Origin of the sequence: Streptomyces afghaniensis, assembly GCF_044327915.1 — a bacterium.
GTDB classification, from domain to species: domain Bacteria; phylum Actinomycetota; class Actinomycetes; order Streptomycetales; family Streptomycetaceae; genus Streptomyces; species Streptomyces afghaniensis.
Map to the genome: position 1 here is coordinate 515,052 of NZ_JBIRGJ010000008.1, position 25,380 is coordinate 540,431.

Consider the following 25,380-nt stretch of genomic DNA (forward strand, 5'->3'; position numbering starts at 1 on the left):
CAGCCACAGTTCGCCAGGCTTCGCCACAGAAGACTGCGCAGACCGCCAGGCGCTTGTACGGAAAGAGGTCAGAGACGGACTCATCCGGTTCGTTTCATACCGTCGGGTTTGAGGCGGCTCGCAAAGCCGAACGAGGCAAGCCGCTGCGCGCTGGGACGGGCGGGCAGCACGCATGCAGGGCCGCCGACGCGCTCCGCTGAGCGAAAAACCCCAGGTCAGAGAGGTGACCTGGGGTTCCAGTGAGTCCCCGTCGGGAACAAAGTTGAGCAAACGATCAACGCGCTGACCAACTCCCGGGCCGTGGCCACGAGATTCGACGAGCGCGCCTATGTCTTCCACAGCACCGTCACCGCGGCTTCGATCCGCCTTCGGCTCAAGCCGTGATCACTTGGCCTGCGTGACACGATCTGGGCGTGACGACGTTGTTCCTGACGGTTGGCCTGCCCGGGGCCGGAAAGACCACGAGAGCTCGACAGCTGGCCAAAGAGCACAACGCGCTGCGGCTGACGCCGGATGAGTGGATGCTCCCGCTGTTCGGCGATCCGCAGCCGGCCGGGAAGCGCGATGTGCTGGAAGGACGGCTGCTCTGGCTGGGTCTGGAGGCACTGAAGCTGGGAACGAACGTGGTCCTGGATTTCGGATGCTGGTCTCGTGACGAGAGGTCCGCGATCCGCTGGTTGGTGATGTCTGTGGGTGCGTCCTGTCAACTCGTGTACGTGCCGGTGGACCATGAGACCCAACGTGCTCGGATCGCCCATCGCCAGTCGGCCACCCCTGATCAGACCTTCGTGATGAGCGAGACGGACCTCTTGCACTGGAGGACGCTGTTCGAGGAGCCCGACGCCACGGAACTCGATGGACATGAAGTAGGAGGTCCGCCTCCTGGGTGGTCAGGATGGCTGGAGTGGGCCGCCGACCGGTGGCCATCGCTCGCGTGACCGTCCGGCCACCCTTGGTGCCGCCCAGTAACGCAGCCGTGCCAGGAGCGCCGAGCCCGGAAAGATCTGCCGGACCGGCCCTGACACGTCTACCACGAGCACACCGCCCGCTTGCGCCTCCCCGTTGACGAGCCATTTCGCCTGGCGTTCCCCGACTTCGCCAAGCACACGGAGGCGACACTTCGCCGAGTACCTGAATGCGCTCTGTCTGCTGGGCGAGAGTGAACGGCGCACGGCGGATCTGCGTAGCCTCCTGCTGCGGGCTGCCACGGACGCGGGCGGCGGCATGCTCGCCCCGCCCGCGCCTGGCGTCCAGGCCGGGCTGAGCGCGGCCCTCGAGACCCGTCGCGGACAGACGAGGACACCATCGATGGGCTGGCCTCTGTCGTGGTGGACGTCAACGCAGAGATCGGCAGCCTGCCGATGGTGCGGGTGGGTGACTTCGCCCGCGAGATCAACAACCACGACTGGCAGGACGCACCCTACCGGCGCGACCGTGCAGGCCACGACCGCGCCAGCGACACCAACCGCGACGATCGCGTCCTCACCCAGAAGGAGACGGACTCCGTCCGTATCAACGTGATGTGGGTGGCCACGCAGGTCCTCGGCTATCACGACCCCAACTTTGACGTCTATGAGTTTGCCGAAGCCTGCGGCGTCGACACTCGCACGCGCAGGGGAGATCGGGACGGCAGCATCCGGGCCGGCGTGCGTGAGCGGTACGGCCGGTACATGCGCCCTGGAACCTGGGAACTTGATCCCGAGTTCGTCACAACGGAGACGAGCGACTTCTACCACTCCAGCACCGATTGTGCCCTGTTCCAGAGGGGCTACCGTGGCGGGGAACTGCTGTCCTTCCCGCTCGACAGCCAGGTGCCCCCGAGGTGGAAGCCGTGCACCAGCTGCATCGTTGAGCACCAAGGCTAAGCACGCGTTCCACGAACGTGAGCCCCCTCCTTGCCGCAGCAGGGACGGGGCTCACAGGCGTTGACGAAGGGCAATCACAGTAGACGCGCAGAGGGAAATGGAACGACAGCCTGGGATCGAACATCGGCCGCCTCCGCCCGCCTGGCTGCTGGTACGTGTGCTGAACCGTGGCGAGCCGTCGGTGCAGGTGCACGTGGGAGACTGCTAAACCAGAGGCGAACTTTGCCGCCTCAGGCGTGTCCGGACTTCATGGACACTCCCGTCTCGGGGAATGCGTTCACTTAGGCATCTCACACCGGAGATGACGACGACGGAGTCACGCCATCATGCTCACGACCTGCCGGCGGGCCGTTCTGAGCGCCTCTGTCGCTGAAGAGTGTCATTGAGTCGTGAATGCTCTTGAGGTCAGCGCCCACGCCACTCAACTCCAAAGCAACGGCTGCCATCAGGTTGTCTCTGAGCAGCGGCTGCTGCACTTGGTCGATGAGCTCCAGCGAGCGTGCAGCTCGCACGCTCCTTTCGGCATCGTCGCGCAAATCGGCCAGTACTTGGACCATCATCCGTCGCTCTTCCGCCCTGTTCCGGAAGAAGAAGAATGACAACACCTGCGAGAAGGCACCCGCAGCAGTCATAACCACAGCGAGCACCATGTCGTCTGACCGGTAGACGCCGACTGCAATCCCGCCAGCAATGATTAAGTAGCCCAGGACTGCGGCAATGATCGCTGCGAAGAAGCTGACGTCAGCACGTCGGCCCACCTTGTTGTAGTAGTCCTCCAAGACTTCAGAGAGTGGGTCCTGTCGAGACGCCGACACCTCTACCGGGAGGGGGAAAACAAAAGGCTGCTCGGACTGTCCTTCTACTCCACGCGAGCCAGCTTCCGTACCAGCTGTCGGTGGAGGAGCACTTGCCTCGGCCTGTCTCCTGGCCAACAGAACTCTCGTTCTGGCCCAGGCGTCTGCGGCCGCTGTACTCAAAGCTTGAGCTGCAACTGCCGCCAATATCTCTGCCGCCACTGTCCCCCCAAGCGCGATCGGGCCGACAGAGTACCGCTCTCCATGCTCCGCCGGGCGCCAACTACGGAGGAGCTGAGCAGGCTTGGGCCAAGAGCCGTCAGGACATTCGACGCTTAAGTCTGGCACTGGGCGACAGAAGGGGAGAGCAAGTGTCACAGCAGGCCAGCCCTCGGGGCACCTTCCTGAAGGTGGCTGCCTCAGTGAAGGACTTGATCGAGGCCGATCCTCAGATGACCGAGTTGCCATCCCTAGCCGAGGTCATGCTCGAGCACGGAGTCTCGCGTGGCGTCGCTATCCGCGCTTACAACGTATTGCGGCAGGAAGGCTTGGCCGAACCGGCACCAGGCGGGCGATGGCGCGTCGTGCGATCCAGTGCACCGGTAGACCAACGCCCGCTCCACGAGCGGATCGCCGAAGTTATCCCGATTGACGGACTCCATGCAGGGGAAGCGTTCCCCAGCGCTTCTGCGTTGGCTGAGCGGTTCGGGGTCTCACGTCCCACAGTGTCCAAAGCCCTGGAGAAGTTGGAGGCCGCCGGCGTGCTGGCCGGGGGGGAGGGCAGGGCAAGGTGCGGACGGTTCGCACTGTGCCGACGCGAGAGGAGCGTTCGTAGCTTGCCGAAGTTGACGGAGTGGGCCTATCCCCTGGCTGAGTCACTGCTTGCCGAGCCACTGCCGCGGCGGTGGAAGCACTGCCTCGGAGTCGCCGAGAGGCCCATACGATCGCGCTCGTACTCGACCAAGATGCAGACCTGCTGGAGGCCGCCGCTGTCCTGCACGACATCTGCTACGCGCCGGACCTGGCCAAGACGGGTTTCCACCCGCTGGACGGGGCCCGCTACCTCCGGGACGTGGCCGGCGCCGACAACCGCCTAGAGGCCGCCGCGAAGCGTCCCACCTTCATGCGCTGGGTCGTCGGAGTCGGCATGGGCTTCCGTCAGGGCGAAGCCCTGGGGTTCCGGTGGAAGTACGTCGACCTCGACAACGAGCTGTTCCACCCCCAGTGACAGCTTCAGCGCCTCACCTGGCGCCACGGCTGCAAGGACGCCCACGCCTGTGGGGAGCGACTGCACCGATTCGCCCCCTGCCCGCCCGACTGCACGACGCACAAGAGCTACAAGCGCGGCTGCCCCAAGCCGTGCCCGTAGGACTGCACGAAGCACGCCAGCACCTGCCCCGACCGCAAGGGCGGTGGACTCGTCCTCACCCGGCCTAAGACCAAGAAGAGCCGGAACTCCGTCCCCATCCCGCCCCCGTTCATTCCGTACCTGTTGGAGCACAAGGCGCAGCAGGATGAGATGCGCACCGCGGCCGGAGACGAGTGGCAGGAGCACGACCCGCTCTTCACCCGGCCGGACGGTCGGCCGATCGACCCCCGCGACGACTGGGAGGAGTTCAAGGAACTGCTCGAAGAGGCTGGCATCGACGATCGGCGCCAGCACGACGGCAGCCGCCACACCGCCGGCACGACCCTGAACGAGCTGGGCGTCGACCTCCCCACGATCATGGAGATCCTCCGCCACTCTCAGATCGGCCAGACCCGTCGGTACGTCAAGGGCAGATCCCACCTCGCCAAGGCCGCGATGCGCCGCATGGGAGACACGTTCATGCCCGCCCCCGAACCCCCGACTGAGACCAAGACTGAGACCAGCGACCGCCGAGCAGCACGCGCGCAGCGTCGTCGGCGCATCCGCTGAACGAAACCCCAGGTCAGCCAACCGCTGACCTGGGGTTCAAGGGAGCCCCCTGTCGGATTCGAACCGACGACCTACGCATTACAAGTGCGTTGCTCTGGCCATCTGAGCTAAGGAGGCGCCGCGTACTACAACGCCGTACGCGAGGGCGGCACCACTGTACACAGAGCCCGTCACCCCGAGCCACGAAGTTCCGCTCCGCCCGGGCTCACTCCACCTCGTACTCGAAGCGGTACGCCACGGTCGTCTCCCCGTGGTGCGCGGTGAAGCCGCCCTTCCCCCGCAGTCCGGCCAGTTCCCCGCTCCCGGAGCCCGGCACCACCTCGAACGTGCAGTGCACCGCCCCGTCCTCGCCGAACCACCCGCGCTCCTCCACGGCGAAGCTCCCCTCTCGCCCGTCGAGCCGGCCTGTGATCAGTTCCATGCCGGCGAAGGAGCCGGTCTTCTGGGTGACGTAGACGATGGAGTACTCGCAGATCGTCCCGGCCGCCTCGATGCCGCCGCTGAAGGTGTTCCGGACGGAGGCGTGGGCGAGCCGCGGGTTCGCGTCCTCCCCCGGGCCGATCACACGCTCCTGCCAGTCGGCGAAGGTGAAGTGTCCGGTGGTGGTGGTGCGTGTGCCGCATGGGTGGGTCCTCTCGAAGATCAGGCGACGCTCGAAGATCAGGCGACGCCGAAGATCAGGCGATGGCCGTGCGGGCCGTCCGGGACCCTCACTCTCTCGGCTGTACCTGACATCTCCTGTCAGGTACGGGTACGGCCGCGTCCGCCGGAGAATGGCGGCCATGCGTGCCGACCGGCTCCTCTCCCTGCTCCTGCTGCTCCAGAACCGCGGGCGGATGACCGCGTCCGAGCTCGCCGCCGAGCTGGAGGTGTCGGTGCGCACGGTCTACCGGGACGTCGAGGCGCTGGGCGCGGCCGGTGTGCCGGTGTGTGCGGATCGCGGGCCGGAGGGCGGCTACCGGTTGGTGGACGGGTACCGGACCCGGCTGACCGGTCTGACCGACGCCGAGGCCGGGTCGTTGTTCCTCGCCGGGATGCCCGGTCCGGCACGGGATCTGGGGCTGGGGGCGGTGCTGGCCAGTGCCCAGCTGAAGGTGCAGGCCGCGCTGCCGGCGGAGTTGGCCGGGCAGGCGCGGCGGGTGCAGGAGCGGTTCCACCTGGACGCGCCGGCGTGGTTCCGGGAAGCCGATCCGGTGCCGTGTCTGGAGCCGGTGGCGGCAGCCGTGTGGGAGCGGCGGGTGCTGCGGGTGCACTACCGGCGGTGGCGGGGGGAGGTGCGCCGGGAGGTGCGGCCGCTGGGGCTCGTCCTGAAGGGCGGCATCTGGTACCTGGTCGCCCTGGCGGAGGAGACCGTACGGACGTACCGGGTGTCCCGCCTGCTGACCGTGGAGGAGACCGGGGAGCTCTTCGACCGTCCGGCCGGCTTCGACCTGGCCGCCTACTGGGAGGAGTCGTCCCGGCGGCTGGAGGCCGCTCTGCAGCAGGGTGTCGCCCGGTTGCGGCTCTCACCGCGAGGGCAGCGGCTGCTGCCGATGCAGTTCGGGGCGGCGGGTGCACGGGCCCTGCAGAGCGCGAGTGCGCCGGACGCGGACGGCTGGGTGGCGGTGGAGCTGCCCGTGGAGACGGAGGCCGTGGCGGTCGGGGATCTGCTCCGGCTGGGTCCGGAGGCGGAGGTCCTCGGGCCGCCCGGACTGCGGCTGGCCGTGGCGCGGGCGGTGGCGGCGCTGGCGGACCGGTACCGGCAGCCGTGAGGCGCCTTCGAAAATTTCCACGAAGTTCACAGGCCCGGAGGTACTGACAGACACGTGAACGCCAGGTACCGTCCTGAGCCAGTTCACACGCGTGGACTACACCACAACGGAACACCCGTCGTGGCACCGCCTTCCTACTCGGATCGTCCGGCACGTTCCTGCCGGTAGAAGGGGTTCATTCACCATGGCCACTGTCTCGTTCGACAAGGCGACCCGGATCTACCCGGGTTCCACCAAGCCCGCTGTTGACGCGCTCGACATCAGCATCGAGGACGGCGAGTTCCTCGTCCTCGTCGGCCCGTCCGGCTGCGGCAAGTCCACCTCGCTCCGCATGCTCGCGGGGCTCGAGGACGTCAACGCCGGCGCGATCCGCATCGGTGACCGCGACGTCACCCACCTGCCGCCGAAGGACCGGGACATCGCCATGGTGTTCCAGAACTACGCGCTCTACCCGCACATGACCGTCGCCGACAACATGGGCTTCGCGCTCAAGATCGCCGGCGTCAACAAGGCGGAGATCCGGCAGAAGGTCGAGGAGGCCGCGAAGATCCTCGACCTCACCGAGTACCTGGACCGCAAGCCGAAGGCGCTCTCCGGTGGTCAGCGCCAGCGTGTCGCCATGGGCCGCGCCATCGTGCGTGAGCCGCAGGTGTTCCTCATGGACGAGCCGCTGTCCAACCTGGACGCCAAGCTCCGTGTGTCCACGCGTACGCAGATCGCCTCGCTCCAGCGCCGCCTGGGCATCACCACCGTCTACGTCACCCACGACCAGGTCGAGGCCATGACGATGGGCGACCGCGTGGCGGTCCTCAAGGACGGTCTGCTCCAGCAGATCGACACCCCGCGCAACATGTACGACAAGCCCGCGAACCTCTTCGTGGCCGGCTTCATCGGCTCCCCGGCGATGAACCTCGTCGAGGTCCCGGTGACCGACGGCGGCGTGAAGTTCGGCAAGTCGGTCGTGCCGGTGCAGCGCGACGCCCTCTCCGCCACCACCGACAAGACCGTCACCGTGGGTGTCCGCCCCGAGCACTTCGACGTGGCCGGCCCGGACGCCGAGCTGGGCCTCGCGGTCACCGTCAACGTCGTCGAGGAGCTCGGCGCCGACGCCTACGTCTACGGCACCGCGAAGGTCGGCGACGACTCCAAGGACCTCGTCGTCCGCGTCAGCGGCCGTGACGTCCCGGAGAAGGGCAGCACGCTGCACATCGTCCCGCGCTCCGGCGAGACCCACGTGTTCTCGACCTCGACGGGCGAGCGCCTGTCCGACTGACCCGTCGGCAAACGCACAACCCCGGGTGAATCACCCAAGTTGACGAAGAGGGCCCCGCAGCCTGCTGCGGGGCCCTTCTCGTTGTCGACAAATACCCCGGCAGACCGGACGTTTCGAGCGGTGTGCGTCAACGCCTTACCCAAAAATGGGCACTCTCTCATCCCCCGAACCGGTGACTAAATGTCTACAAACCATTACCCCGCGCTACCCTCACACGCGTGAAGCACTCCACTAACCAACAGACGCGACGCGGCCGGGGCCCCGCCCGCCGGATCGGCCGCTCCCTCGCTTTCGTCCTGCCCGTCGTCCTGGTGCTCTCCGGGACCCTCGCGGTCACCCGAGTCAACTGGTCGGGGAGCACCTCCGACCCGGTGCTCACCGCCGCGGACACCAGCACGTCCGCCGGCTCCCCGCGGGCCGCCAAGCGTGCCCCACAGGACGTCCTGCGCGACAAACTGCTCACCGAGCTCCAGGAGGAGAACCCGGGCGTCGCCCTCACCCATCTCCAGCAGGCCGTCAACGGCCGCCCGTCGCTGGCGAAGCACTGCGTGTCCATCGCCCGCGCCCTCGGCGAGGCCGCCGTCCGCGTCTACGGCCCGACGCGCGCCCAGTCCTACGCCCGCCCGGTCTGCGACACCGCCTTCGCCACGGGCGTCGCGGCCGCGCACAGCTGAGCACCCCGCCCTGCCGCCGCACGAGAGAGGTGAGAAGCGGGCAGCGGCTGACGCGAGATCCCTCGTCCGCCGCGGCCCCGGGCGGGACGCCACGTACAGTTCGGTCTCATGAGCGATCCGAGCGCCGCGTCCCGCCCCGTTCAAGCCGTCGTTCTGGCCGGTGGCCAGGGCTCCCGGCTCCGTCCGTACACCGACGACCGGCCCAAGCCGATGGTCGAGATCCCCGGGACGGGGACACCGATCATCGGCCATCAGCTGTCCTGGCTCGCCGAGGAGGGCGTGACGGACGTGGTGGTCTCCTGCGGCCACCTCGCCGAGGTGCTCCAGAAGTGGCTGGAGACGGCCGAGCTGCCCGTCTCCGTCACCACGGTCGTGGAATCGGAGCCCCTCGGCCGCGGCGGCGGCCTCAAGTACGCCGCCGCGCATCTGCCCCACCCGGACCAGCCCTGGTACGCCACGAACGGCGACATCTGGACCCGGTTCTCGCTGCGTGACATGGCGGACTTCCACACCGAGCGGGACGCCGTCGCGACGCTGGCCCTGGCCCGGCCGCGGCTGCCGTGGGGTGCGGTGAAGACGGACGGCTTCGGCCGCATCACGGACTTCATCGAGGCCCCGCCGTCGACCTTCGAGATCAACGCGGGCGTGTATGTCTTCTCCCCCGGGTTCGCAGGGCTGCTGCCGGACCGGGGCGACCACGAGCGCACGACGTTTCCCCGGCTGGCCCGCGAGCGGAAGCTGGCCGGGTTCACGATCCCTCAGGGGTCGTATTGGCGTGCCATCGACACGGCCAAGGATCTGACGGAGGCTGCGAAGGAACTGGCGGCGTCGGGCCGCTGAGAGCTCGCTCCAGGAAGCCGGAAGGGGCCCACACCCGAGGGTGTGGGCCCCTTCCGGCTCATGTCGGTCGGCTAGCCCAGCAAGCCGCCCACCAGGCCCGGCCGGCCCGTCGACGAGGAGTCGCCGTCACCCGAGCCGCCGGTCGAGCCCGAACCGCCGGTCGAGCCCGAGCCGCCGGAGCTGGGTCCCGAGGTGGTGCTCGGGGCCTGGCCGGCCGGGGAGGACTGCCGGGGCGGGGCCTGGCCCGCACTGCCCTGGGTCTGGCTGGGCGAGCCGCCGGTGACCGTGCCGGCGTCCCGGGTGGCACCCGGCCGGGTCGTGGTGCCCGCGCTGGGGCTGGCCGAGCCGGCCGTGGCGCCCTGGGTGGGTGAGGTGGAGGCCGACGGCGTCCGCTTGTCCTGCCGCTTGCCGGGGGCGTCCGGGAGCGGGGAGCCGGGCAGTTCGTTGCGCGGGGCCTCGCCCGGGCCGGGGACGACGACCCGGTCGGCGTCGCGGACGGCGCCGCCGAGCAGTGAGCCGACGAGCAGCGTGAGGCCGGTGGCGACGGCAGTGACGAGGACTCCGCGGCGCAGCACGTAGCGGCGCAGGTCCCAGATGTCGGCGCGGGGTCCGAGGCGACGCCAGGCGCTGCCTGCCAGGCGGCCGTCGACGGAGTAGACGGGGGCGCCGGCGATGATCAGCGGGGACCAGGCGGCCAGGTAGATGATGTCGGGCGTCTCGTAGACGGGGACGCTCTTCCAGCTGACGGTGACCAGCAGCGCGGCCGAGAGCAGGGCGCCGAAGCAGGCGGCGACGCGCTGCCAGCAGCCGAGGACCGTCAGGACGCCGACGATGACCTGGGCGAAGGCGATGGCCAGCCCGGAGCCGACCGGGTGCTCGAAGGCGAACTGGCGCAGCGGCTCGGCGACTTCCCAGGGGTGCAGGGTGTTGAGCCACCTGACCATGGAGCCGCGCTTGCCGCCGTCGAAGTAGACGGGGTCGCACAGCTTGCCCATGCCGGCGTAGATGGAGATGAAGCCGAGGAAGACGCGCAGCGGGAGCAGGACGACGCCGAGGTTCATCCGTCGGCCCGGGTAGTAGGCGTGCCGTGCCGGGTCGTCGCCGTGGCGCCTGACGGCCCGCTCGGTGTCGTCCGCCTCGGCGGCGAGGTCCTCGAAGTCCGCCTCCGTGTAGGCGGGTTCGTCGTAGGCGCTGCCGACCGTGCGCATCGGCGGCAGCAGCCGGGTGCCGTCGGCGGGCTCATGGGTGCGCTGCGGGCCGATGACGGGGGTCTCGACGGTCTGGGTGAGGTCGTCCTGGTAGCCGTCGCCCTCGTAGCCGGTGCCGCCGTAGCCGCCGCCCTGGTGCCCGGCGCCGTAGCCCGGGCCCTGCGGGTCGGTGCCGACGCGGGAGATGACCTGGGTGGCCCCGGTGTCCGTGGCGGACTCGTCGGGGTGGCGGACGCTCTCGTGCCGGACGGCCTGGAGGAGCCGGTGGGCGCCGGTGTCGTCGGGCGCGGACTTGCCGCTCCAGACGACCGGCCGGCGGCGGGTGGTGGCCCCGTCCGCCGCGCCCCCGGCGGTGACGACGGGGATGCGGGCGGTGTCCTCGCTGGCGGTCAGATGCCGTGCGACCCGGGGGGACTGGACGCGACGCGTCGAGACGCCCAACTGCACGCGGAAACTCGCGTGATTGACGATCACCTGCGCCGGGTCGCTCGGGACCTTCACCATGCTCAGCGCGGGAGCGTCGTCGAGACCCGACGAGCGGTCCCCCGTGGGAGTGCGGGGTGTTCTGGTGTCCACACTCATCTAACCGAGTGACGTCGGGATAGGACACTGCTTTGACTCGCCGGATCTGTCCGGACCCCGTCAAGCTTGTCCTTGTCGCCCCGACGTCACCGGAATTACCCCGTACGGGTGAGGTGGCGGACGCTTGTTCAGGCGCGTCGGCGGGCCGCCTCGTACAGCACGATCCCCGCCGCCACACCGGCGTTGAGCGACTCGGCGCCGCCCGGCATCGGGATCCGCACCCGGTAGTCGCAGGTCTCCCCGACCAGCCGGGACAGACCCTTGCCCTCGCTGCCGACGACGATGACGACGGGCCCGCCCAGGGCCTCCAGGTCACCGAGTTCGACCTCGCCGTCGGCGGCGAGTCCGACGACCACGATGCCGGCCTTCTTGTACGCCTCCAGCGCACGCGTCAGGTTGGTGGCGCGGGCGACGGGCGTACGGGCGGCCGCACCGGCGGACGTCTTCCAGGCACCGGCCGTCATCCCGGCGGCCCGCCGCTCGGGTACGACGACGCCGTGCCCGCGGAAGGCGGAGACGGAGCGGACGACCGCGCCCAGGTTGCGCGGGTCGGTGACACCGTCGAGCGCGACGATCAGCGGGTCCTCGCCGTCGTCGAGGGCGGCGTCGGCGAGGTCCTGCGGGTGGGCGTACTCGTACGGCGGGACCTGGAGCACGAGCCCCTGGTGGTTCAGCCCGTTCGTCATCCGGTCGAGCTCGGGGCGGGGGGCCTCCATGAGGTTGATCCCGCCGCGCTCGGCGGCGAGCTGGAGGGCCTCACGGACACGCTCGTCGTTGTCGATGAACTGCTGGACGTACAGCGTGGAAGCGGGCACGCCGTCGCGCAGCGCCTCGTAGACCGGGTTGCGGCCGACGACCAGCTCGGACGTGGACTTGCCGCCGCGGCCCCGGGGCGCGGGACGGCGCGCGGTCTGCCGCGCCTTGGCGCTGGCGACACGGTTCTTCTTGTGTCCCTTGCGCATCTCGGCGGGCGGAGTCGGGCCCTTGCCCTCCAAGCCCTTGCGCCGCTGGCCGCCACTGCCGACCTGCGCGCCCTTCTTGCCGGACATGCGGCGGTTGTTGGCTGCCATGACCTACCTGTCTGTGGGTGCGGTGCGTACGTACGTCTATGAAGTGTGCCGCCCGGAGGCCCGGGCGGCACAATCGATCTTCCGGATCGCGGTCGGGTCAGCGCGGTCCCAGGCTCCAGCGCGGCCCCTGCGGGCTGTCCTCGATGACCAGGCCGGACTGGCCGAGCTGGTCGCGGATGGCGTCCGCGGTGGGCCAGTCCTTGCGGGCCCGGGCGGCCTCGCGCTGGTCGAGGACCATGCGGACGAGCGTGTCGACCACGCCGTGCAGGTCGGCGCCTCGGTCGCTCTCCCCGGCCCAGTGGGCGTCGAGCGGGTCGAGCCCGAGGACGCCGAGCATGGCACGGACCTCGGCGAGCCGGGCCACCGCGGCTTCCTTGTCGTCGGCGGCCAGCGCGCTGTTGCCCTGCCGGACCGTGGTGTGCACCACGGCGAGCGCCTGCGGCACGCCCAGGTCGTCGTCCATCGCCTCGGCGAAGGCCAGCGGCACCTCGGCGGCGGGCTCGACGGCACCGGCCTTCTCCACCACGCGCTGCACGAAGCCCTCGATCCGCGCGAACGCCGACTCGGCCTCGCGCAGCGCCTCCTCGCTGTACTCGATCATCGAGCGGTAGTGCGGGGTGCCGAGGTAGTAGCGCAGCACGATGGGCCGCCAGCGCTTGACCATCTCGCTGACCAGGACCGAGTTGCCGAGCGACTTGGACATCTTCTCGCCGCTCATGGTGACCCAGGCGTTGTGCACCCAGTACCGGGCGAAGTCGTCGCCGTAGGCCTTGGCCTGGGCGATCTCGTTCTCGTGGTGCGGGAAGACCAGGTCGAGGCCGCCGCCGTGGATGTCGAAGGCATCGCCCAGGTACCTGTGCGCCATCGCCGAGCACTCCAGGTGCCAGCCCGGGCGGCCACGGCCCCACGGCGTCTCCCAGCTGGGCTCCCCCGGCTTCGCCGCCTTCCACATGGCGAAGTCCCGCGGGTCGCGCTTGCCGGTGATGCCCTCCTCGGCAGGCTGCCGCATCTCGTCGAGGTCCTGTCCGGACAGCTCCAGGTAGGAGGGCCAGGACCGGACGTCGAAGTAGACGCTGCCGTCGGCCTCGTAGGCGTGCCCGCGCTCGATGAGGCCGCGCATCATCTCGACCATCTCGGTGATGTGGCCGGTGGCGCGGGGCTCGTAGGTGGGCGGCAGGCAACCCAGCACGGTGTAGCCGTCGTTGAAGGCGCGCTCGTTCTCGTAGCCGATGGCCCACCACGGGCGGCTCTGCTGGTCCGCCTTGGAGATGATCTTGTCGTCGATGTCCGTCACGTTCCGCACGAACGTGACGTCGTAGCCGCGGTACTCGAACCAGCGGCGCATGATGTCGAAGTTCAGACCCGACCGGATGTGCCCGATGTGGGGTGCGGCCTGCACGGTGGCACCGCACAGGTAGATCGAGACACAACCCGGCTTGAGCGGGGAGAAGTCACGGATCTGCCGGGCGCTGGTGTCGTACAGGCGAATAGTCACGGGACCAGGGTAGTAGGCCGTGGGGGGTGTGTGGGGCAGTGCCGCTCACCCGACTCGCACGACGAGCGCCGTCGCCACCGCCATCAGGCCCTCGTCACGTCCCGGGAAGCCCAGCCCGTCCGTCGTCGCGCCCGATACGGAAACCGGTGCTCCGGCCGCCTCCGACAGCAGCTTCTGGGCTTCGTCCCTGCGCTTGCCGATCTTCGGCCTCGGGCCCACGACCTGTACGGCGATGTTGCCGATGCGGAAGCCCGCCTCGCGCACGATCCGGGCCGCCTCCGTCAGCAGCGTGACGCCCGACGCGCCCGACCATTCGGGGCGGCCCGTGCCGAAGTGCTGTCCCAGGTCGCCGAGACCGGCCGCCGAGAACAGCGCGTTGCACGCGGCGTGTGCGACGACGTCCGCGTCCGAGTGGCCCGCCAGGCCCGGGCCCTCGCCCTCCCACTTCAGGCCGGCGCACCACAGTTCGCGGCCTTCCTCGAAGGCGTGGATGTCGGTGCCGATGCCGACCTGGGGCAGCGGCATCGCGGACATCGCGTCAGAAGCCATCGTTGAGCCTCCTGCGGGCCAGGACCGCCTCCGCGAGCACCAGGTCCAGGGGACGGGTCACCTTGAACGCCTCCTCGTGGCCGGGCACCGCCACGACCGTGAGGCCGAGCTGCTCGACCATGCCGGCGTCGTCGGTGACGTCCCCGGTGACCGTTTCGTGCGCCCGTACCAGCGTGGCCCGGTCGAAGCCCTGCGGCGTCTGCACCGCCCGCAGCCGCGCGCGCTCCGGCGTGGCGACGACCGGCTCCGGCTCGCCGGGAGTCCCGGCCGGCTCGACCTGCTTGACGGTGTCGGCGAGCGGCAGCGCCGGGACCACGGCCGGGGCACCGTCGCGTACGGCCTCGATCACGGCGTCGACCGTGTCGACCGGCACCAGCGGCCGGGCCGCGTCGTGCACCAGCACGATGTCGTGGCCGGGCGGCAGCGCGTCCAGGCCGAGCTTCACGGACTCCTGGCGGGTCTGCCCGCCCGGTACGACCAGGAAGTCGGTCCGCTCGGGCAGCGCGTGCGCGTCGAGCAGCGACTTGACCTCGGCGGCACCGTCGGGCGGGGCCACGACGACGACCAGCGAGACGGCGCGGGAGGCGGCCATCGCGCGGACCGCGTGGATGAGCATGGGGGTGCCGCCCAGCGCGCGGAGCGCCTTGGGGGCGCCCGGGCCGAGCCGTACACCACGGCCGGCGGCCGGGATCACGGCCGCCGTACGGGCCGCCGAGGGTGCGGCCGACGGCGAAGGGCGCGAATCGTCAGACATCGGTTCCTGTCAGGTTTGTGTGTTGCCCTGGCGTGGGTATGGCCTGGAGGAGTGCCGGGCGCGACGCGCTCGACCGGACCCTTCCGTGACGCTGGTCGAGCCGGCTGCCCGGGCCCGGCACGCCAAACACCGGATCGTGAGTGATAACACATCCGGCGGTGACGGCGCATTCGGCGTCCGAGTACGAACATGCCGCAGCGCCCGGCGACAGAGGAATCGTCATCGGGCACCGCGGCATTTCGATGTGCAGGGCTGATCAGCAGAGTGCTGAGCGACCGGCTTCGCCTCAGGAGGCGAGAACCTCGTCGAGCAGGGCCTCGGCCTTGTCCTCGTTGGTGTTCTCCGCGAGGGCGAGCTCGCTCACCAGAATCTGGCGGGCCTTGGCGAGCATGCGCTTCTCACCGGCGGAGAGTCCGCGCTCACGCTCACGACGCCACAGGTCACGCACCACTTCCGCGACCTTGATGACATCGCCCGAGGCGAGCTTCTCCAGGTTTGCCTTGTAACGACGGGACCAGTTCGTGGGCTCCTCGGCGTACGGCGCGCGCAGCACCTCGAAGACCCGGTCCAGCCCGTCCTGACCGACCACATCACGCACGCCGACGAACTCCGCATTGTCCGCTGGCACACGCACTGTCAGGTCACCCTGGGCGACCTTCAGCACCAAGTAGGTCTTGTCCACGCCTTTGATCTGGCGAGTTTCGATAGCCTCGATCAGCGCGGCCCCGTGATGGGGATAGACCACGGTGTCGCCAACCTTGAACGTCATGTGACAGGTACCCCTTCCGTGGCTATCCAGGGTAACACGGAAACTGCGGGTTCTGAATGGCGTTTTCGCAGGTCAGGGCATATCTCGGGGCTTGACAAGTCCAACAGGAACGTGCTTCGGACAGGGAGTGGAAGAAGGTATTCGCAGGTCGGAGCGGCTCTCCGGGCCGAGCGAAACGCGTACGTTACACACATCCGGACCCTCCTCCAGACGGCCGAACTTCCCCATATGTCCGGTTCTGTGTGATCGACTTCCGCTACTCCGTTCGGTGGCCCGAGGCGCGGTCCGGTCGATTCCGGAATTGATCAACGGGCGTCCGGGCGAGTCGCCGGTGATCAATTCCGAGGTGGTCCGCGCATTCCTTCACGGAAAATTTGCGCTGTTGTCGGAGCTCTTCCGGGGCTCTTATGTGAATGCAGGACGAGCGCCCTGCCAATGTGACCGGCGTGTCACTTGTGACCGAGGTGGGACCGCAGGTGCCGGGGGGTCGGGTGCGGCCGGTCGGGAACGGCTCGGTAACCTGTGGCCTGCTGACAGACACTTAGGGCGGCTTTATCGGCCGCTCCGCTCGAGTCAAGGAGTTGCCGCCGCCGTGAGCAGCAGCCTTCGACGCGGCGCCCTCGCCGCGGCCGCCATCGCGTTCTCCGTCGCCTCGCTCGCCGCGTGCGGCGCGGGCAACAACGCGCAGACGCTCGAGATCAAGCCGGACAACGCGGCGACGAGCGTCGGCAACATCAAGATCCAGAACGCGATCGTGATCACGCAGCCCGACCTCGAGTCGACCGGCCCGGCCGCGATCTCCGCCACCTTCTTCAACTCCGGCAGCACCGCCGAGACGCTGGAGTCCATCACCCTGCCCGGCACCGGCAAGGAGGCCGAGCTCAAGCCGGCCAAGGGCAGCAGCCTGAGCATCCCGGCCGGCGGCAGCCTGGTCCTGGGCGGCAAGGACAACGCCACGGCCACGCTGCCGAGCAGCCGCGAGGCCGTCCAGGACGGCAACGCCCAGAAGGTCACCTTCACCTTCAGCAAGACGGGCGACGTCAGCCTGCGCGCGTTCGTCGTCCCGGCCAAGCACTACTTCGCCGAGTGGGGCCCGACCGAGGTGCCGGCCGCGCCGGGCGGCTCGGCGTCCCCGTCCGGTTCGCCGTCGGGGAGCCCCTCCGGTTCGCCGGCCGGCAGCGAGAGCCCCGCCGCCGGCGAGACCCCGGGCGGCCACGAGTCGCCGGGCACGCCGACCGACGCGGCCTCGGCGAGCGCCACGGCCGGGGCGGGCGCCGGGCACTGAGCCCGCGCGAGGCAGTCGTAGAGAAGGGCGGGACCTCCTGGGAGGTCCCGCCCTTCTCGTTCGTCGTACGCGGCCGGTTTACGGCTCGAACTTGTAGCCCAGGCCGCGGACCGTCACCAGGTAGCGCGGGGCGCCCGGGTCCGGCTCGATCTTGGCGCGCAGGCGCTTGACGTGGACGTCGAGGGTCTTGGTGTCACCGACGTAGTCGGCGCCCCAGACGCGGTCGATGAGCTGCATGCGCGTGAGCACGCGGCCGGCGTTGCGCAGCAGCATCTCCAGCAGGTCGAACTCCTTCAGCGGGAGGTCGATCTTGGTGCCGCCGACGGTGACCACGTGCCGGTCGACGTCCATGCGGACCGGGCCTGCCTCCAGCGCGGCCGGGGTGACCTCCTCCGGCTCGCCTCTGCGGCGCAGCACGGCGCGGATGCGGGCGACCAGCTCGCGCGAGGAGAAGGGCTTGGTGACGTAGTCGTCGGCTCCTATCTCCAGGCCGACGACCTTGTCGATCTCACTGTCCTTGGCGGTCACCATGATGACGGGGACGTTGGAACGGCCGCGCAGCTGGCGGCACACCTCGGTGCCCGGCAGGCCGGGCAGCATCAGGTCGAGAAGGACGAGGTCGGCGCCGTTGCGCTCGAACTCGTCGAGTCCGTCGGGCCCCGTGGTCGCGACGGCGACCTCGAAGCCCTCCTTGCGGAGCATGTACGACAGGGCGTCGGAGAAGGACTCCTCGTCCTCGACGACGAGCACTCGGGTCACGGAAGGACCTCCGGGGCGGGAAGCGTTTCGTACGCAGTGGAATCGGTGGATGTGGGGGTCGACCGCCCGGCCTCCTCGTCGAGGCCCGCGCCTCCTGCGCGTATCTCTCGGGCGGGCTGCTGATGTGCGCGGTCGCGGGCCGCACCGGCCTCCGGCAGCCGCAGGGTGAAGGTGGAGCCCTGGCCTTCGGCGCTCCACACCGTGACCTCCCCGCCGTGCGAGGCGGCCACGTGCTTCACGATCGCCAGCCCCAGCCCCGTACCGCCGGTGGCACGGGAGCGGGCCGGGTCGACGCGGTAGAAGCGCTCGAAGATGCGCTCCTTGTCCTTGTCGGAGATGCCGATGCCCTGGTCGGTGACGGCGATCTCGATGTGCTCCCCGCCGGGCGCGTTCACCCTGCGGGCCGCTATGCCGACGCGGGTGCGGGCGGGCGAGTAGTTGACCGCGTTCTCGACGAGGTTGCCGAGGGCGGCGGCGAGCTGGCCGCGGTTGCCCCAGACATGCAGGTCGGCGGTGCCGCCCGCGGCCATGGTGATCTGTTTGGTGCCGGCCTGGTGCCGGCAGCGGTCGACGGCCTCGGCGACGAGCTCGTCGACGCGGACCGGTTCGGCGTCCTCCAGCGGGTCGTCGTTCTGCACCCGCGACAGGTCGATGAGCTCCTGGACCAGGCTGGTGAGCCGGGTGGCCTCGATCTGCATGCGCCCGGCGAACCGCTCGACGGCCTCGGGGTCGTCGGAGGCGTCCATGACGGCCTCGGACAGCAGGGAGAGGGCGCCGACGGGCGTCTTCAGCTCATGGCTGACGTTGGCGACGAAGTCGCGCCGCACCGCCTCGATCCGGCGGGCCTCGGTGAGGTCCTCCACGAGCAGCAGCACCAGCCGGGAGCCGAGCGGCGCGACCCGCGCGGAGACGGCCAGGGCCTCCCCGCGTCCGGTCCCGCGCCGCGGCAGGTCCAGCTCGACCTGGCGTATCTCCCCGTCGCGCCGGGTGTCCCGGGCCATCTGCAGCATCGGCTCGACGGCGAGCTTGCCGCCGCGGACCAGGCCGAGGGCGTACGCCGCCGAGCTGGCCTTGACCACCCCGTCCGCCTCGTCGAGCACGACGGCGGAGGACCTGAGGACCGACAGGACGGTGTCCACGCCCGGTGGCAGCACCGGATCCGTGTGCAGGGACGTCCGTGTGGGGCGCTTCTGTTCGCGCTCACTCCAGCGGAACGCCAGCATGGCGATCACGCCGGTGAGTACCCCGGCGATCGCTGCCACTGCGGCGACCGCCGCGTTCACGTCCATGCACCCAGGTTAGGCATGGGTCGGGCACGGGCCACAGCCGTCGGGCTGCGAGCTCGAACACTCGTCGCCCAGAGTTCACCTAGGAGCCAGTATTGGTTCATTTGGGATGACGGAAACGGACGCGTACGGGCCGGAACGTGGGAGCGTGGGGTTCGGACCGTTGGTAATACGACGGTCGTACCGCCGGTTGTTCGGTGGGCCCCGGCCCTTGAACCCCCGACACAGACGCACGAGAGGGAAGCCTGATGCGGGACGCGTACCACGAGGAACTGGACTCGATCGGCGACGGTCTGGTGGAGATGGCCCGGCTGGTCGGCTCGGCGATCGGGCGCGCCACCACCGCCATGCTCGACTCCGACCTGAAGCTGGCCGAGAACGTCATCGAGGCCGACCAGAAGGTCGACGAGCTCCAGCACGACCTGGAGGCCCGGGCCATAGCACTGCTGGCGCGGCAGCAGCCGGTGGCGACGGACCTGCGCATCGTCGTCACATCGCTGCGCATGTCGGCCGACCTGGAGCGCTCGGGCGACCTCGCCCAGCACGTGGCGAAGCTCGCGCGCCTGCGCTACCCGGACCGCGCGGTCCCGAGCGACCTGCACGCCACCATCCTGGAGATGGGCCAGCTCGCCCAGCGCCTGATGGCCAAGGCCGCCGAGGTGATCATCACCAAGGACGTCGACCTGGCGCTCCAGCTGGAGCAGGACGACGACGAGATGGACCTGCTGCACCGCACGCTCTTCCAGCACCTGATGGACGACCGCTGGAAGCACGGCATCGAGACGGCCGTGGACGTGACGCTGCTCGGCCGCTACTACGAGCGGTTCGCCGACCACGCGGTCTCGGTCGCCAAGCGGGTGGTGTACCTGGTGACGGGTGAGCACGCGGACGAGCTCCAGACGACGGATGTGCAGCCGGAGATCCAGGCGGCGACGGGGGCGGAGAGCGCCTGAGCGTGGGGTGGGTCGGCCAGTAGTCGGGGCGGGAGGGATCTGCCGGGGCCGGAGGGACCTACCGGGGTCGGAGGGATCTGCCGGGGCCGGACGGACCTGCCGGGGCGGGCAGGGGATCTGCCGGGGCGCGCGGGCGCCTCAGTGCGCCGTTGATGCGCCCAGCGGTACGGGCGTCCAATGGGCACAGGCACCAGCCTCGAGGAGGGACCCATGGCCGAATCCCCCAGCACCACGCCCGACCCCACGCAGGAGCACCGGACTGAGCAGCCCGCCGAGATCAGGAACCTGCCCCTGGTCGCCGCATGCGGCTGCGGCTCCGGCTGCGGCTGCGGCTGCCAGTCGGGCAGCCCCTGCCAGTGCGGCTGACGCCGGCACTTTCGTACGACCGACAGGGCTCCGGTGGTTCGCCGCCGGGGCCCTGCGGCGTTGTGGACGTCGTGGACTCTTGTGGTCGCCTCCGTGCCCGTACGGGCGGACCATGGAGGTACGCCCGCTGTACCGGCGTGCCGCCGGGTACTGGGAAGGAGGCGTGACGTCATGGCCAAGTTCATGGATGTCCACCACAGCATGAAGGGCATCACGGAAGAGCAGCTGCGCGAGGCCCACAACGCGGACCTCGCCATTGAAGGGGACGAGAGCGTGCACTTCGAGAGGGCCTGGGCGGACCCGGAGTCCGGCCTCGTCTACTGCCTCTCCGAAGCACCCTCCGCGGAAGCGGTCCAGCGCATCCACGAACGCGCGGGACACAAGGCGGACGAGATCCATCCGGTGCCGTTGACCGTCCAGTGAAGTGAGGTGGTGCGGTCGGCCGGTCTCAGGGAGCTCTCAGGGCGTCGGCAGCAGGCTCAGCGGACTCAGCTGACTCAGTTGACTCAGTTGACTCAGCGGACTCAGGCTCAACCGCCTCAGCCGGCTGCTCCTCCTCCGGCACCCGCCGCAGCAACGCCCCGTATCCCAGCCCGGCCACCGTGCCCACCACCGCGCACAGCCCCCACAGCCACTCCGCCCCGAACCGGTCGATGACGAACCCGGACATGAGCGGGGCGACGAGCGCGGCGACGGACCAGGACATGCTGTACATCCCCTGGTAGCGCCCGCGTCCGTGGAGCGGGGACAGCCGGACGACCAGGCCCGTCTGCGTCGGGGCGTTGACGATCTCGGCCAGCGTCCACACGCACACCGTGAGGGCGATGACGCCGACCGACCCGGCGAAGGCGGTGAGTCCGAAGCCGTACCCCGCGAGGACGGACGAGATGACGAGCAGCCGGTGCGGGTCCCGGTGTTCGATGAACCGCGTGACCGGGATCTGGAGCACGACGATCAGGAGGCCGTTGACGGCGATCGCCATGCCGTACTCGGCGGACGTGAACCCGGCCTCGCCCATCGCCACCGGCAGCCCCACCGATGCCTGCTGGAAGATCAGCGCGACGAGGAAGGACAGCCCGACGACGCTCATGAAGCGCCCGTCGCGCAGTACGGTCCCGAGGCTGACGGAGCTGTCGGAGGCGGCGGCCGTCTTCACCGTCTCGGCGGGCTTGGACTCGGGCAGCTTCAAGAAGACGACGACCGCGCAGACCATCGTCATCCCCGCCTCGATCAGGAACCCGGCGCGATAGCTGACCTCGGCGATGAACCCGGCGGCCATGGAGGACACGGCGAAGCCGAGGTTGAGGGCCCAGTAGTTCAGGGAGAAGGCGCGGATACGGTCCTCGGGCCGGACGATGTCGGCCATCATCGCCTGCACGGCGGGCCGGGACGCGTTGCTGGCCATGCCGACGAGGAACGCGACGCCGGCGATCGCCACCGGGTGGTGCACGAACCCGAGGAGCGCGACCGACACGGCGGTCGAGACCTGCGCGATCACCAGGGTCGGCCGCCGCCCCAGCCGGTCGGTCATCACGCCGCCACCCAGTGAGGAGATCACCCCGCCCAGCCCGTGCAGGGCGGCGACCAGACCGGCGTACGTGGCGGAGTAGCCGCGGTCGAGCGTCAGGTACAGCGCCATGAACGTCGCGACGAAGGCGCCGAGCCGGTTGACGAGGGTGCTGGTCCACAGCCACCAGAACTCGCGGGGCAGTCCGGAGACGGTCTCCCGGACGGCACGTCTGGCACGCAGGGCGTACGGCATGGACGACATGGGCTCCCCCCAGGGCGCAGGATGTAAGCGGCGCGCGATGGGGTCACAAATTACAAAGCCCCGCTTGACGGGGGCCACTCAATTAACAGAACCCGTCAAACGTCCGCCTGCCGGGCAGCCACGCGAACGGGCGAATGCGTGGATTACGCTCTGGGGCATGGCCGACGCACCGTACAAGCTGATCCTCCTCCGCCACGGCGAGAGCGAGTGGAACGAGAAGAACCTGTTCACCGGCTGGGTGGACGTCAACCTGACCGCGAAGGGCGAGAAGGAGGCGACGCGCGGCGGCGAGCTGCTGAAGGACGCCGGCCTGCTCCCCGACGTCGTCCACACGTCCCTCCAGAAGCGCGCCATCCGCACCGCGCAGCTCGCCCTGGAGTCCGCCGACCGCCTCTGGATCCCGGTCCACCGCAGCTGGCGCCTGAACGAGCGCCACTACGGCGCCCTCCAGGGCAAGGACAAGGCCCAGACGCTCGCCGAGTTCGGCGAGGAGCAGTTCATGCTGTGGCGCCGCTCCTACGACACCCCGCCGCCGGCGCTGGACCGTGACGCCGAGTACTCCCAGTTCTCCGACCCGCGCTACGCGACCCTCCCGCCGGAGCTGCGGCCGCAGACGGAGTGCCTGAAGGACGTCGTCGTCCGCATGCTCCCGTACTGGTTCGACGCGATCGTCCCCGACCTGCTGACCGGCCGCACGGTCCTGGTCGCCGCCCACGGCAACAGCCTGCGCGCCCTGGTCAAGCACCTGGACGGCATCTCCGACGCGGACATCGCGGGCCTCAACATCCCGACGGGCATCCCGCTGTCCTACGAGCTGGACGCCGACTTCAAGCCGGTGAACCCGGGCGGGACGTACCTGGACCCCGATGCGGCTGCGGCGGCTATCGAGGCGGTCAAGAACCAGGGGAAGAAGAAGTAAGTCGACGCGAGTAAGCCCCCCACCTGCTGTTTCCTGTCTGGTGGGGGGCTTGTATGCACCCTGGGGCCGTCTGTGCGCCGTCAGGTGCATGCTCGGACCGTTAGACGCGTCGGCGGCAGCGGCGGGGGCGGATGTCGAAGACGATCAGCAGGGCCGTAGGGATGGCGATCTCGGCAGGAGCGTTGGCCCACATAGCGAACGCACCTCCAGCCGCGCCGATGAGCGCGATCGGCAGATCACGAAGGTGGATGTCGACTGTTACGCCGATGCATGCGAACATAGAGCTCTCCATTTAGTTCGTGCTGGTTGAGGCAACAATCAATGCGCTAGTGGAGACCGAAGGCCACCCACTGCAATGGGTGGCCTTCTTGCTTCCCCGCTGGCACCCCGGAACCTATTGCAGAGTCGACTCATCGCGCAAATCCCCAACCCTTGCGGAATAAGCTCTTCCGCGTAACCATCGAAACAATCGACTCGCGCGGCCAGTGGAAGGTGCTGCTAACCCTTGCCTCCCCCGAGCCTTGCTCCCCTCACCCGTACAACTTCCGTTGTCGCTATACGGGCTACTACCCGGCCGGGCGGGCAACCGAGCAGGCGGGCGGCCTGGAGGGGCCAGTGGTCACGCCGCCAAAATTGTTCCGCAAGCGACGGGACTTTCACGTCTGACATTTACACTTTCAGTCGCCCGAAGTTTCGGGCGAGATTTTGGATCCGACGGAACATTCACGTCTGACATTTACACTTTCAGTCACTCGAAGTTTCGGGCGAGATTTTGGATCCGACGGAACATTCACGTCTGACGTTTACACTTTCAGTCGCCCCAACTTTCACGGCGGAGCGGTTCGCGGGCAGGGAGAAGACCGAGGCCACAGCCTTACGGGTCCGTTCCTGGCTGGACGGCATCAGGTGCGCGTACACGCGGAGCGTCAGGCCCGGGTCCGAGTGACCGAGGTACTCGGCCAGGGCCTTGACGTTCTCCCCGGCGTCCAGGAGCACCGAGGCGTAGAAGTGCCGGAGGGCGTGCATGCCGTTCTCGCGGGACTCGGCGTACGACTCGCCCGGTTTCCGCTCGGGGATCACCCCGGCCGAGGCAAGCGCCCGCTTCCACACTTCCTCGTTGAGGGACGTCCGCCAGACATGACCGCCACGCGGGCCGGTGAAGATCAGCCGCTTGGTCACCGGATGCCCGTCCGCCACCTTCCACGGCAAGGTGATCTCCACCGGCGGAAACCGCTTCATGTGGTCCCGGAGGGCATCAGCGACCGGACCGGGCAGCGGCACGTCCCGCAGCTTGCCACCCTTGGGTGGGGCGAACACTGGCTTGCTGCGGCTCAGCTTGAGCTGCTGGACCACATGGAGCGTGCCCGCCGCAAAGTCGATCGCGTCGACCGCGATGCCAAGGATCTCCCCCTGGCGGAGACCGCAGCCGCCGCCTAGGTCGACCATGGCTTGGTACCGCTCGGGCATGCCGGCCCGGACGGCGAAGACCCGCTCTGCCGTCCATGGGACGACTCGCTTGCTGTCCACGGTCGGCGGCCGAACCGAGCGAGCAGCACACGGGTTCAGGGGAAGGTGCCCATCGTCCACGGCTGCGCTCAGAGCCGCCCGCACGTTGGAGTAGATCGTCCGAGCGTACGAGCCTCGGACGCCGTTCTCTCGGAGCTGCCTCACCCAGTCACGGCTGCGAGCAGGCTGGAAGGAGCCGAGCGGACGCGACCCCAGGTACAGGAACGCGTGCAGCCGAAGCTGCGACTCCGTCGACGCCTGAGGGTTCGGATCCGGTGCGTGAGTCACCCAGTTCTCGGCGTACTGCTGGAACGTGATCCGTGCCGCGCGCGGGTCGATGTACTGCCCGCGCGCCATGTCGGCCTCAGTCGGTCGGCTCCACGGCTTCAGTACTCCAGCCGTAGATCGTGATCTCGATGGTGAGGGGCGCCGAGGAGACAGGTGGCCAGCGTCGATCGTCTGGACGAGATCGGCCACGCCATCGGGGGCGTCTGTTCCTTCTCGGCCTACGCGAGTCCGCCGAGACGGAGGGCGTCCCTCATCTCGCTGAGCTTCGCGGTCGTCGCCGGGGTCCACTCCTTCTCCTGTTCACCGAGTCGGAGGGCATCCTCGATCTCGCTGAGCTTCGCTGAGGACAGGGCGCCCGCCCGCTCGATCAGGTCGTCTCGGGACACGGTGGTCAGCCACGTGCAAGGGGTAAGGCCTGGACGCGGGAACGCGAACCGCAGTACGCCTTCAAAGGGCAGTCCTTCCATGGCGCCTACTACCACTTCGACGCCCAGACCGCTGATGTCGACGCCCGCCGGAGCGACGACCTGCATCACCCGGATCCCGGACGCGTCGTCTCCCGACAGCAGTACGACCAGCCGCCGCTCGTCGAACTCGACCCACCAGACTTCGCCACGTTGCACATGTCCTCCTGACACGGGACGGCAGACGGACGCTGCGCAACCCTGACGCGCTGTGGAGACGGTGCGGCCACCGTTGATCATC

25 protein-coding genes, 1 tRNA gene and 4 pseudogenes are annotated in these 25,380 nt (G+C 69.3%); 15 read left to right on the forward strand and 15 right to left on the reverse strand.

The features are described 5' to 3' along the window. Positions 1-255: 255 nt before the first annotated feature. The 3 genes and pseudogenes from ACH4G3_RS31235 to ACH4G3_RS31245 form a co-directional block, all read left to right on the forward strand. A pseudogene (locus ACH4G3_RS31235) lies at positions 256-384 on the forward strand (IS5/IS1182 family transposase); the annotation flags it as partial. 29 nt (positions 385-413) lie between these two features. Beyond that, positions 414-938, forward strand: coding sequence for a P-loop nucleotide/nucleoside kinase family protein (locus ACH4G3_RS31240; protein ID WP_397627648.1), 525 nt, complete (start codon positions 414-416; stop codon positions 936-938). 390 nt (positions 939-1,328) lie between these two features. Then, complete coding sequence (locus ACH4G3_RS31245) at positions 1,329-1,865, forward strand: hypothetical protein (RefSeq protein ID WP_397627649.1); 537 nt, start codon at positions 1,329-1,331, stop codon at positions 1,863-1,865. Between the two features lie 290 nt (positions 1,866-2,155). Here the strand turns inward: ACH4G3_RS31245 and ACH4G3_RS31250 are convergent, their stop codons facing one another. Continuing rightward, entirely contained in the window at positions 2,156-2,644 is a 489-nt protein-coding gene (locus ACH4G3_RS31250; RefSeq protein WP_397627650.1) for a TRADD-N-associated membrane domain-containing protein, read from the reverse strand. Positions 2,645-3,141: 497 nt separating this feature from the next. Here ACH4G3_RS31250 and ACH4G3_RS31255 point away from each other — a divergent pair. The 3 pseudogenes from ACH4G3_RS31255 to ACH4G3_RS31265 all read left to right on the forward strand — a co-directional run. Then, positions 3,142-3,387, forward strand: a pseudogene (locus ACH4G3_RS31255) (GntR family transcriptional regulator); the annotation flags it as partial. Positions 3,388-3,495: 108 nt separating this feature from the next. Further along, positions 3,496-3,755: pseudogene (locus ACH4G3_RS31260) on the forward strand (HD domain-containing protein); the annotation flags it as partial. After that, positions 3,753-4,577, forward strand: a pseudogene (locus ACH4G3_RS31265) (tyrosine-type recombinase/integrase); the annotation flags it as partial. The pseudogenes ACH4G3_RS31260 and ACH4G3_RS31265, both read left to right, overlap by 3 nt. A 43-nt stretch (positions 4,578-4,620) precedes the next feature. Here the strand turns inward: ACH4G3_RS31265 and ACH4G3_RS31270 are convergent. Both ACH4G3_RS31270 and ACH4G3_RS31275 read right to left on the reverse strand, forming a co-directional pair. Next, positions 4,621-4,694: transfer RNA gene (locus ACH4G3_RS31270), tRNA-Thr, on the reverse strand. 88 nt (positions 4,695-4,782) lie between these two features. Continuing rightward, the gene (locus ACH4G3_RS31275; protein WP_397627780.1) at positions 4,783-5,220 is read right to left on the reverse strand and encodes a DUF3224 domain-containing protein; all 438 of its coding nucleotides are present in this window, start codon (positions 5,218-5,220) and stop codon (positions 4,783-4,785) included. Positions 5,221-5,359: 139 nt separating this feature from the next. Between ACH4G3_RS31275 and ACH4G3_RS31280 the strand changes: the two genes are divergently transcribed. The 4 genes from ACH4G3_RS31280 (at position 5,360) to ACH4G3_RS31295 (ending at position 9,115) form a co-directional block, all read left to right on the forward strand. Beyond that, the gene (locus tag ACH4G3_RS31280; protein WP_397627651.1) at positions 5,360-6,328 is read left to right on the forward strand and encodes a helix-turn-helix transcriptional regulator; all 969 of its coding nucleotides are present in this window, start codon (positions 5,360-5,362) and stop codon (positions 6,326-6,328) included. 184 nt (positions 6,329-6,512) lie between these two features. Beyond that, positions 6,513-7,601 carry an ABC transporter ATP-binding protein gene (locus ACH4G3_RS31285; RefSeq protein ID WP_397627652.1) on the forward strand — a complete coding sequence of 363 codons (1,089 nt, stop codon included), beginning with the start codon at positions 6,513-6,515 and terminating at the stop codon, positions 7,599-7,601. A gap of 218 nt (positions 7,602-7,819) precedes the next feature. Beyond that, positions 7,820-8,275, forward strand: coding sequence for a hypothetical protein (locus tag ACH4G3_RS31290; protein ID WP_397627653.1), 456 nt, complete (start codon positions 7,820-7,822; stop codon positions 8,273-8,275). Between the two features lie 108 nt (positions 8,276-8,383). After that, the gene (locus tag ACH4G3_RS31295; protein WP_397627654.1) at positions 8,384-9,115 is read left to right on the forward strand and encodes a nucleotidyltransferase family protein; all 732 of its coding nucleotides are present in this window, start codon (positions 8,384-8,386) and stop codon (positions 9,113-9,115) included. A gap of 71 nt (positions 9,116-9,186) precedes the next feature. On the opposite strand, the gene ACH4G3_RS31300 is transcribed toward ACH4G3_RS31295, so the two are convergent. From ACH4G3_RS31300 to ACH4G3_RS31325, 6 genes are all read right to left on the reverse strand, one after another. Beyond that, on the reverse strand, positions 9,187-10,905 hold the full coding sequence (locus ACH4G3_RS31300) for a DoxX family protein (RefSeq protein ID WP_397627655.1): 1,719 nt from the start codon (positions 10,903-10,905) through the stop codon (positions 9,187-9,189). A gap of 128 nt (positions 10,906-11,033) precedes the next feature. Further along, positions 11,034-11,975 (reverse strand): 23S rRNA (guanosine(2251)-2'-O)-methyltransferase RlmB, encoded by a 942-nt coding sequence (gene rlmB, locus ACH4G3_RS31305; protein ID WP_397627656.1) that lies wholly within the window; start codon positions 11,973-11,975, stop codon positions 11,034-11,036. Between the two features lie 97 nt (positions 11,976-12,072). After that, a complete protein-coding gene (gene cysS, locus ACH4G3_RS31310; protein WP_397627657.1) occupies positions 12,073-13,470 on the reverse strand; it encodes a cysteine--tRNA ligase in 1,398 nt (465 codons plus the stop codon). Between the two features lie 45 nt (positions 13,471-13,515). Continuing rightward, positions 13,516-14,019 carry a 2-C-methyl-D-erythritol 2,4-cyclodiphosphate synthase gene (gene ispF, locus ACH4G3_RS31315; protein ID WP_397627658.1) on the reverse strand — a complete coding sequence of 168 codons (504 nt, stop codon included), beginning with the start codon at positions 14,017-14,019 and terminating at the stop codon, positions 13,516-13,518. After that, entirely contained in the window at positions 14,009-14,773 is a 765-nt protein-coding gene (gene ispD / locus ACH4G3_RS31320; protein ID WP_397627659.1) for a 2-C-methyl-D-erythritol 4-phosphate cytidylyltransferase, read from the reverse strand. Before ispD ends, ispF begins: the two co-directional genes overlap by 11 nt. A 286-nt stretch (positions 14,774-15,059) precedes the next feature. Then, positions 15,060-15,542 (reverse strand): CarD family transcriptional regulator, encoded by a 483-nt coding sequence (locus tag ACH4G3_RS31325; protein WP_003953493.1) that lies wholly within the window; start codon positions 15,540-15,542, stop codon positions 15,060-15,062. Between the two features lie 592 nt (positions 15,543-16,134). On the opposite strand from ACH4G3_RS31325, the gene ACH4G3_RS31330 reads away from it, so the two are divergent. Continuing rightward, a complete protein-coding gene (locus ACH4G3_RS31330) occupies positions 16,135-16,827 on the forward strand; it encodes a copper chaperone PCu(A)C domain-containing protein (RefSeq protein WP_397627660.1) in 693 nt (230 codons plus the stop codon). A 78-nt stretch (positions 16,828-16,905) separates the two neighbouring features. Here the strand turns inward: ACH4G3_RS31330 and ACH4G3_RS31335 are convergent, their stop codons facing one another. Together ACH4G3_RS31335 and ACH4G3_RS31340 are read right to left on the reverse strand one after the other, a co-directional pair. Further along, the gene (locus ACH4G3_RS31335) at positions 16,906-17,586 is read right to left on the reverse strand and encodes a two-component system response regulator PhoP (RefSeq protein WP_030243122.1); all 681 of its coding nucleotides are present in this window, start codon (positions 17,584-17,586) and stop codon (positions 16,906-16,908) included. After that, positions 17,583-18,875: a two-component system sensor histidine kinase PhoR gene (locus ACH4G3_RS31340; protein ID WP_397627661.1), complete on the reverse strand. Its 1,293-nt coding sequence runs from the start codon at positions 18,873-18,875 to the stop codon at positions 17,583-17,585. Before ACH4G3_RS31340 ends, ACH4G3_RS31335 begins: the two co-directional genes overlap by 4 nt. 245 nt (positions 18,876-19,120) lie before the next feature. Here ACH4G3_RS31340 and phoU point away from each other — a divergent pair, with 245 nt between their 5' ends. The 3 genes from phoU (at position 19,121) to ACH4G3_RS31355 (ending at position 20,614) form a co-directional block, all read left to right on the forward strand. Then, positions 19,121-19,825 (forward strand): phosphate signaling complex protein PhoU, encoded by a 705-nt coding sequence (gene phoU, locus ACH4G3_RS31345; RefSeq protein ID WP_397627662.1) that lies wholly within the window; start codon positions 19,121-19,123, stop codon positions 19,823-19,825. A 210-nt stretch (positions 19,826-20,035) separates the two neighbouring features. Continuing rightward, complete coding sequence (locus ACH4G3_RS31350) at positions 20,036-20,191, forward strand: hypothetical protein (protein ID WP_397627663.1); 156 nt, start codon at positions 20,036-20,038, stop codon at positions 20,189-20,191. A gap of 171 nt (positions 20,192-20,362) precedes the next feature. Further along, positions 20,363-20,614, forward strand: a complete 252-nt coding sequence (locus tag ACH4G3_RS31355; RefSeq protein WP_397627664.1) for an SCO4226 family nickel-binding protein — start codon at positions 20,363-20,365, stop codon at positions 20,612-20,614. A gap of 25 nt (positions 20,615-20,639) precedes the next feature. On the opposite strand, the gene ACH4G3_RS31360 is transcribed toward ACH4G3_RS31355, so the two are convergent. Further along, a complete protein-coding gene (locus ACH4G3_RS31360) occupies positions 20,640-21,953 on the reverse strand; it encodes an MDR family MFS transporter (protein ID WP_397627781.1) in 1,314 nt (437 codons plus the stop codon). Positions 21,954-22,119: 166 nt separating this feature from the next. Between ACH4G3_RS31360 and ACH4G3_RS31365 the strand changes: the two genes are divergently transcribed. Beyond that, positions 22,120-22,881, forward strand: coding sequence for a phosphoglyceromutase (locus ACH4G3_RS31365; protein ID WP_020271854.1), 762 nt, complete (start codon positions 22,120-22,122; stop codon positions 22,879-22,881). 100 nt (positions 22,882-22,981) lie between these two features. Here the strand turns inward: ACH4G3_RS31365 and ACH4G3_RS31370 are convergent, their stop codons facing one another. The 3 genes from ACH4G3_RS31370 to ACH4G3_RS31380 form a co-directional block, all read right to left on the reverse strand. Continuing rightward, the gene (locus tag ACH4G3_RS31370; RefSeq protein WP_397627665.1) at positions 22,982-23,161 is read right to left on the reverse strand and encodes a hypothetical protein; all 180 of its coding nucleotides are present in this window, start codon (positions 23,159-23,161) and stop codon (positions 22,982-22,984) included. A 464-nt stretch (positions 23,162-23,625) separates the two neighbouring features. Then, the gene (locus ACH4G3_RS31375) at positions 23,626-24,864 is read right to left on the reverse strand and encodes a tyrosine-type recombinase/integrase (protein ID WP_449657606.1); all 1,239 of its coding nucleotides are present in this window, start codon (positions 24,862-24,864) and stop codon (positions 23,626-23,628) included. Between the two features lie 29 nt (positions 24,865-24,893). Further along, positions 24,894-25,298 (reverse strand): type II toxin-antitoxin system PemK/MazF family toxin, encoded by a 405-nt coding sequence (locus ACH4G3_RS31380; RefSeq protein WP_397627666.1) that lies wholly within the window; start codon positions 25,296-25,298, stop codon positions 24,894-24,896. Between the last annotated feature and the right edge of the window lie 82 nt (positions 25,299-25,380).

Excerpts from the sequence above, each read along its gene's own strand:
- ACH4G3_RS31280 (WP_397627651.1), top strand. The coding sequence starts at position 5,360 with ATGCGTGCCGACCGGCTCCTCTCCCTGCTCCTGCTGCTCCAGAACCGC.
- ACH4G3_RS31285 (WP_397627652.1), top strand. The coding sequence starts at position 6,513 with ATGGCCACTGTCTCGTTCGACAAGGCGACCCGGATCTACCCGGGTTCC.
- ACH4G3_RS31295 (WP_397627654.1), top strand. The coding sequence starts at position 8,384 with ATGAGCGATCCGAGCGCCGCGTCCCGCCCCGTTCAAGCCGTCGTTCTG.
- ACH4G3_RS31300 (WP_397627655.1), bottom strand. The coding sequence starts at position 10,905 with ATGAGTGTGGACACCAGAACACCCCGCACTCCCACGGGGGACCGCTCG.
- rlmB (WP_397627656.1), bottom strand. The coding sequence starts at position 11,975 with ATGGCAGCCAACAACCGCCGCATGTCCGGCAAGAAGGGCGCGCAGGTC.
- ispF (WP_397627658.1), bottom strand. The coding sequence starts at position 14,019 with ATGGCTTCTGACGCGATGTCCGCGATGCCGCTGCCCCAGGTCGGCATC.
- ispD (WP_397627659.1), bottom strand. The coding sequence starts at position 14,773 with ATGTCTGACGATTCGCGCCCTTCGCCGTCGGCCGCACCCTCGGCGGCC.
- ACH4G3_RS31325 (WP_003953493.1), bottom strand. The coding sequence starts at position 15,542 with ATGACGTTCAAGGTTGGCGACACCGTGGTCTATCCCCATCACGGGGCC.
- ACH4G3_RS31340 (WP_397627661.1), bottom strand. The coding sequence starts at position 18,875 with ATGGACGTGAACGCGGCGGTCGCCGCAGTGGCAGCGATCGCCGGGGTA.
- phoU (WP_397627662.1), top strand. The coding sequence starts at position 19,121 with ATGCGGGACGCGTACCACGAGGAACTGGACTCGATCGGCGACGGTCTG.
- ACH4G3_RS31350 (WP_397627663.1), top strand. The coding sequence starts at position 20,036 with ATGGCCGAATCCCCCAGCACCACGCCCGACCCCACGCAGGAGCACCGG.
- ACH4G3_RS31355 (WP_397627664.1), top strand. The coding sequence starts at position 20,363 with ATGGCCAAGTTCATGGATGTCCACCACAGCATGAAGGGCATCACGGAA.
- ACH4G3_RS31360 (WP_397627781.1), bottom strand. The coding sequence starts at position 21,953 with ATGCCGTACGCCCTGCGTGCCAGACGTGCCGTCCGGGAGACCGTCTCC.
- ACH4G3_RS31365 (WP_020271854.1), top strand. The coding sequence starts at position 22,120 with ATGGCCGACGCACCGTACAAGCTGATCCTCCTCCGCCACGGCGAGAGC.
- ACH4G3_RS31370 (WP_397627665.1), bottom strand. The coding sequence starts at position 23,161 with ATGTTCGCATGCATCGGCGTAACAGTCGACATCCACCTTCGTGATCTG.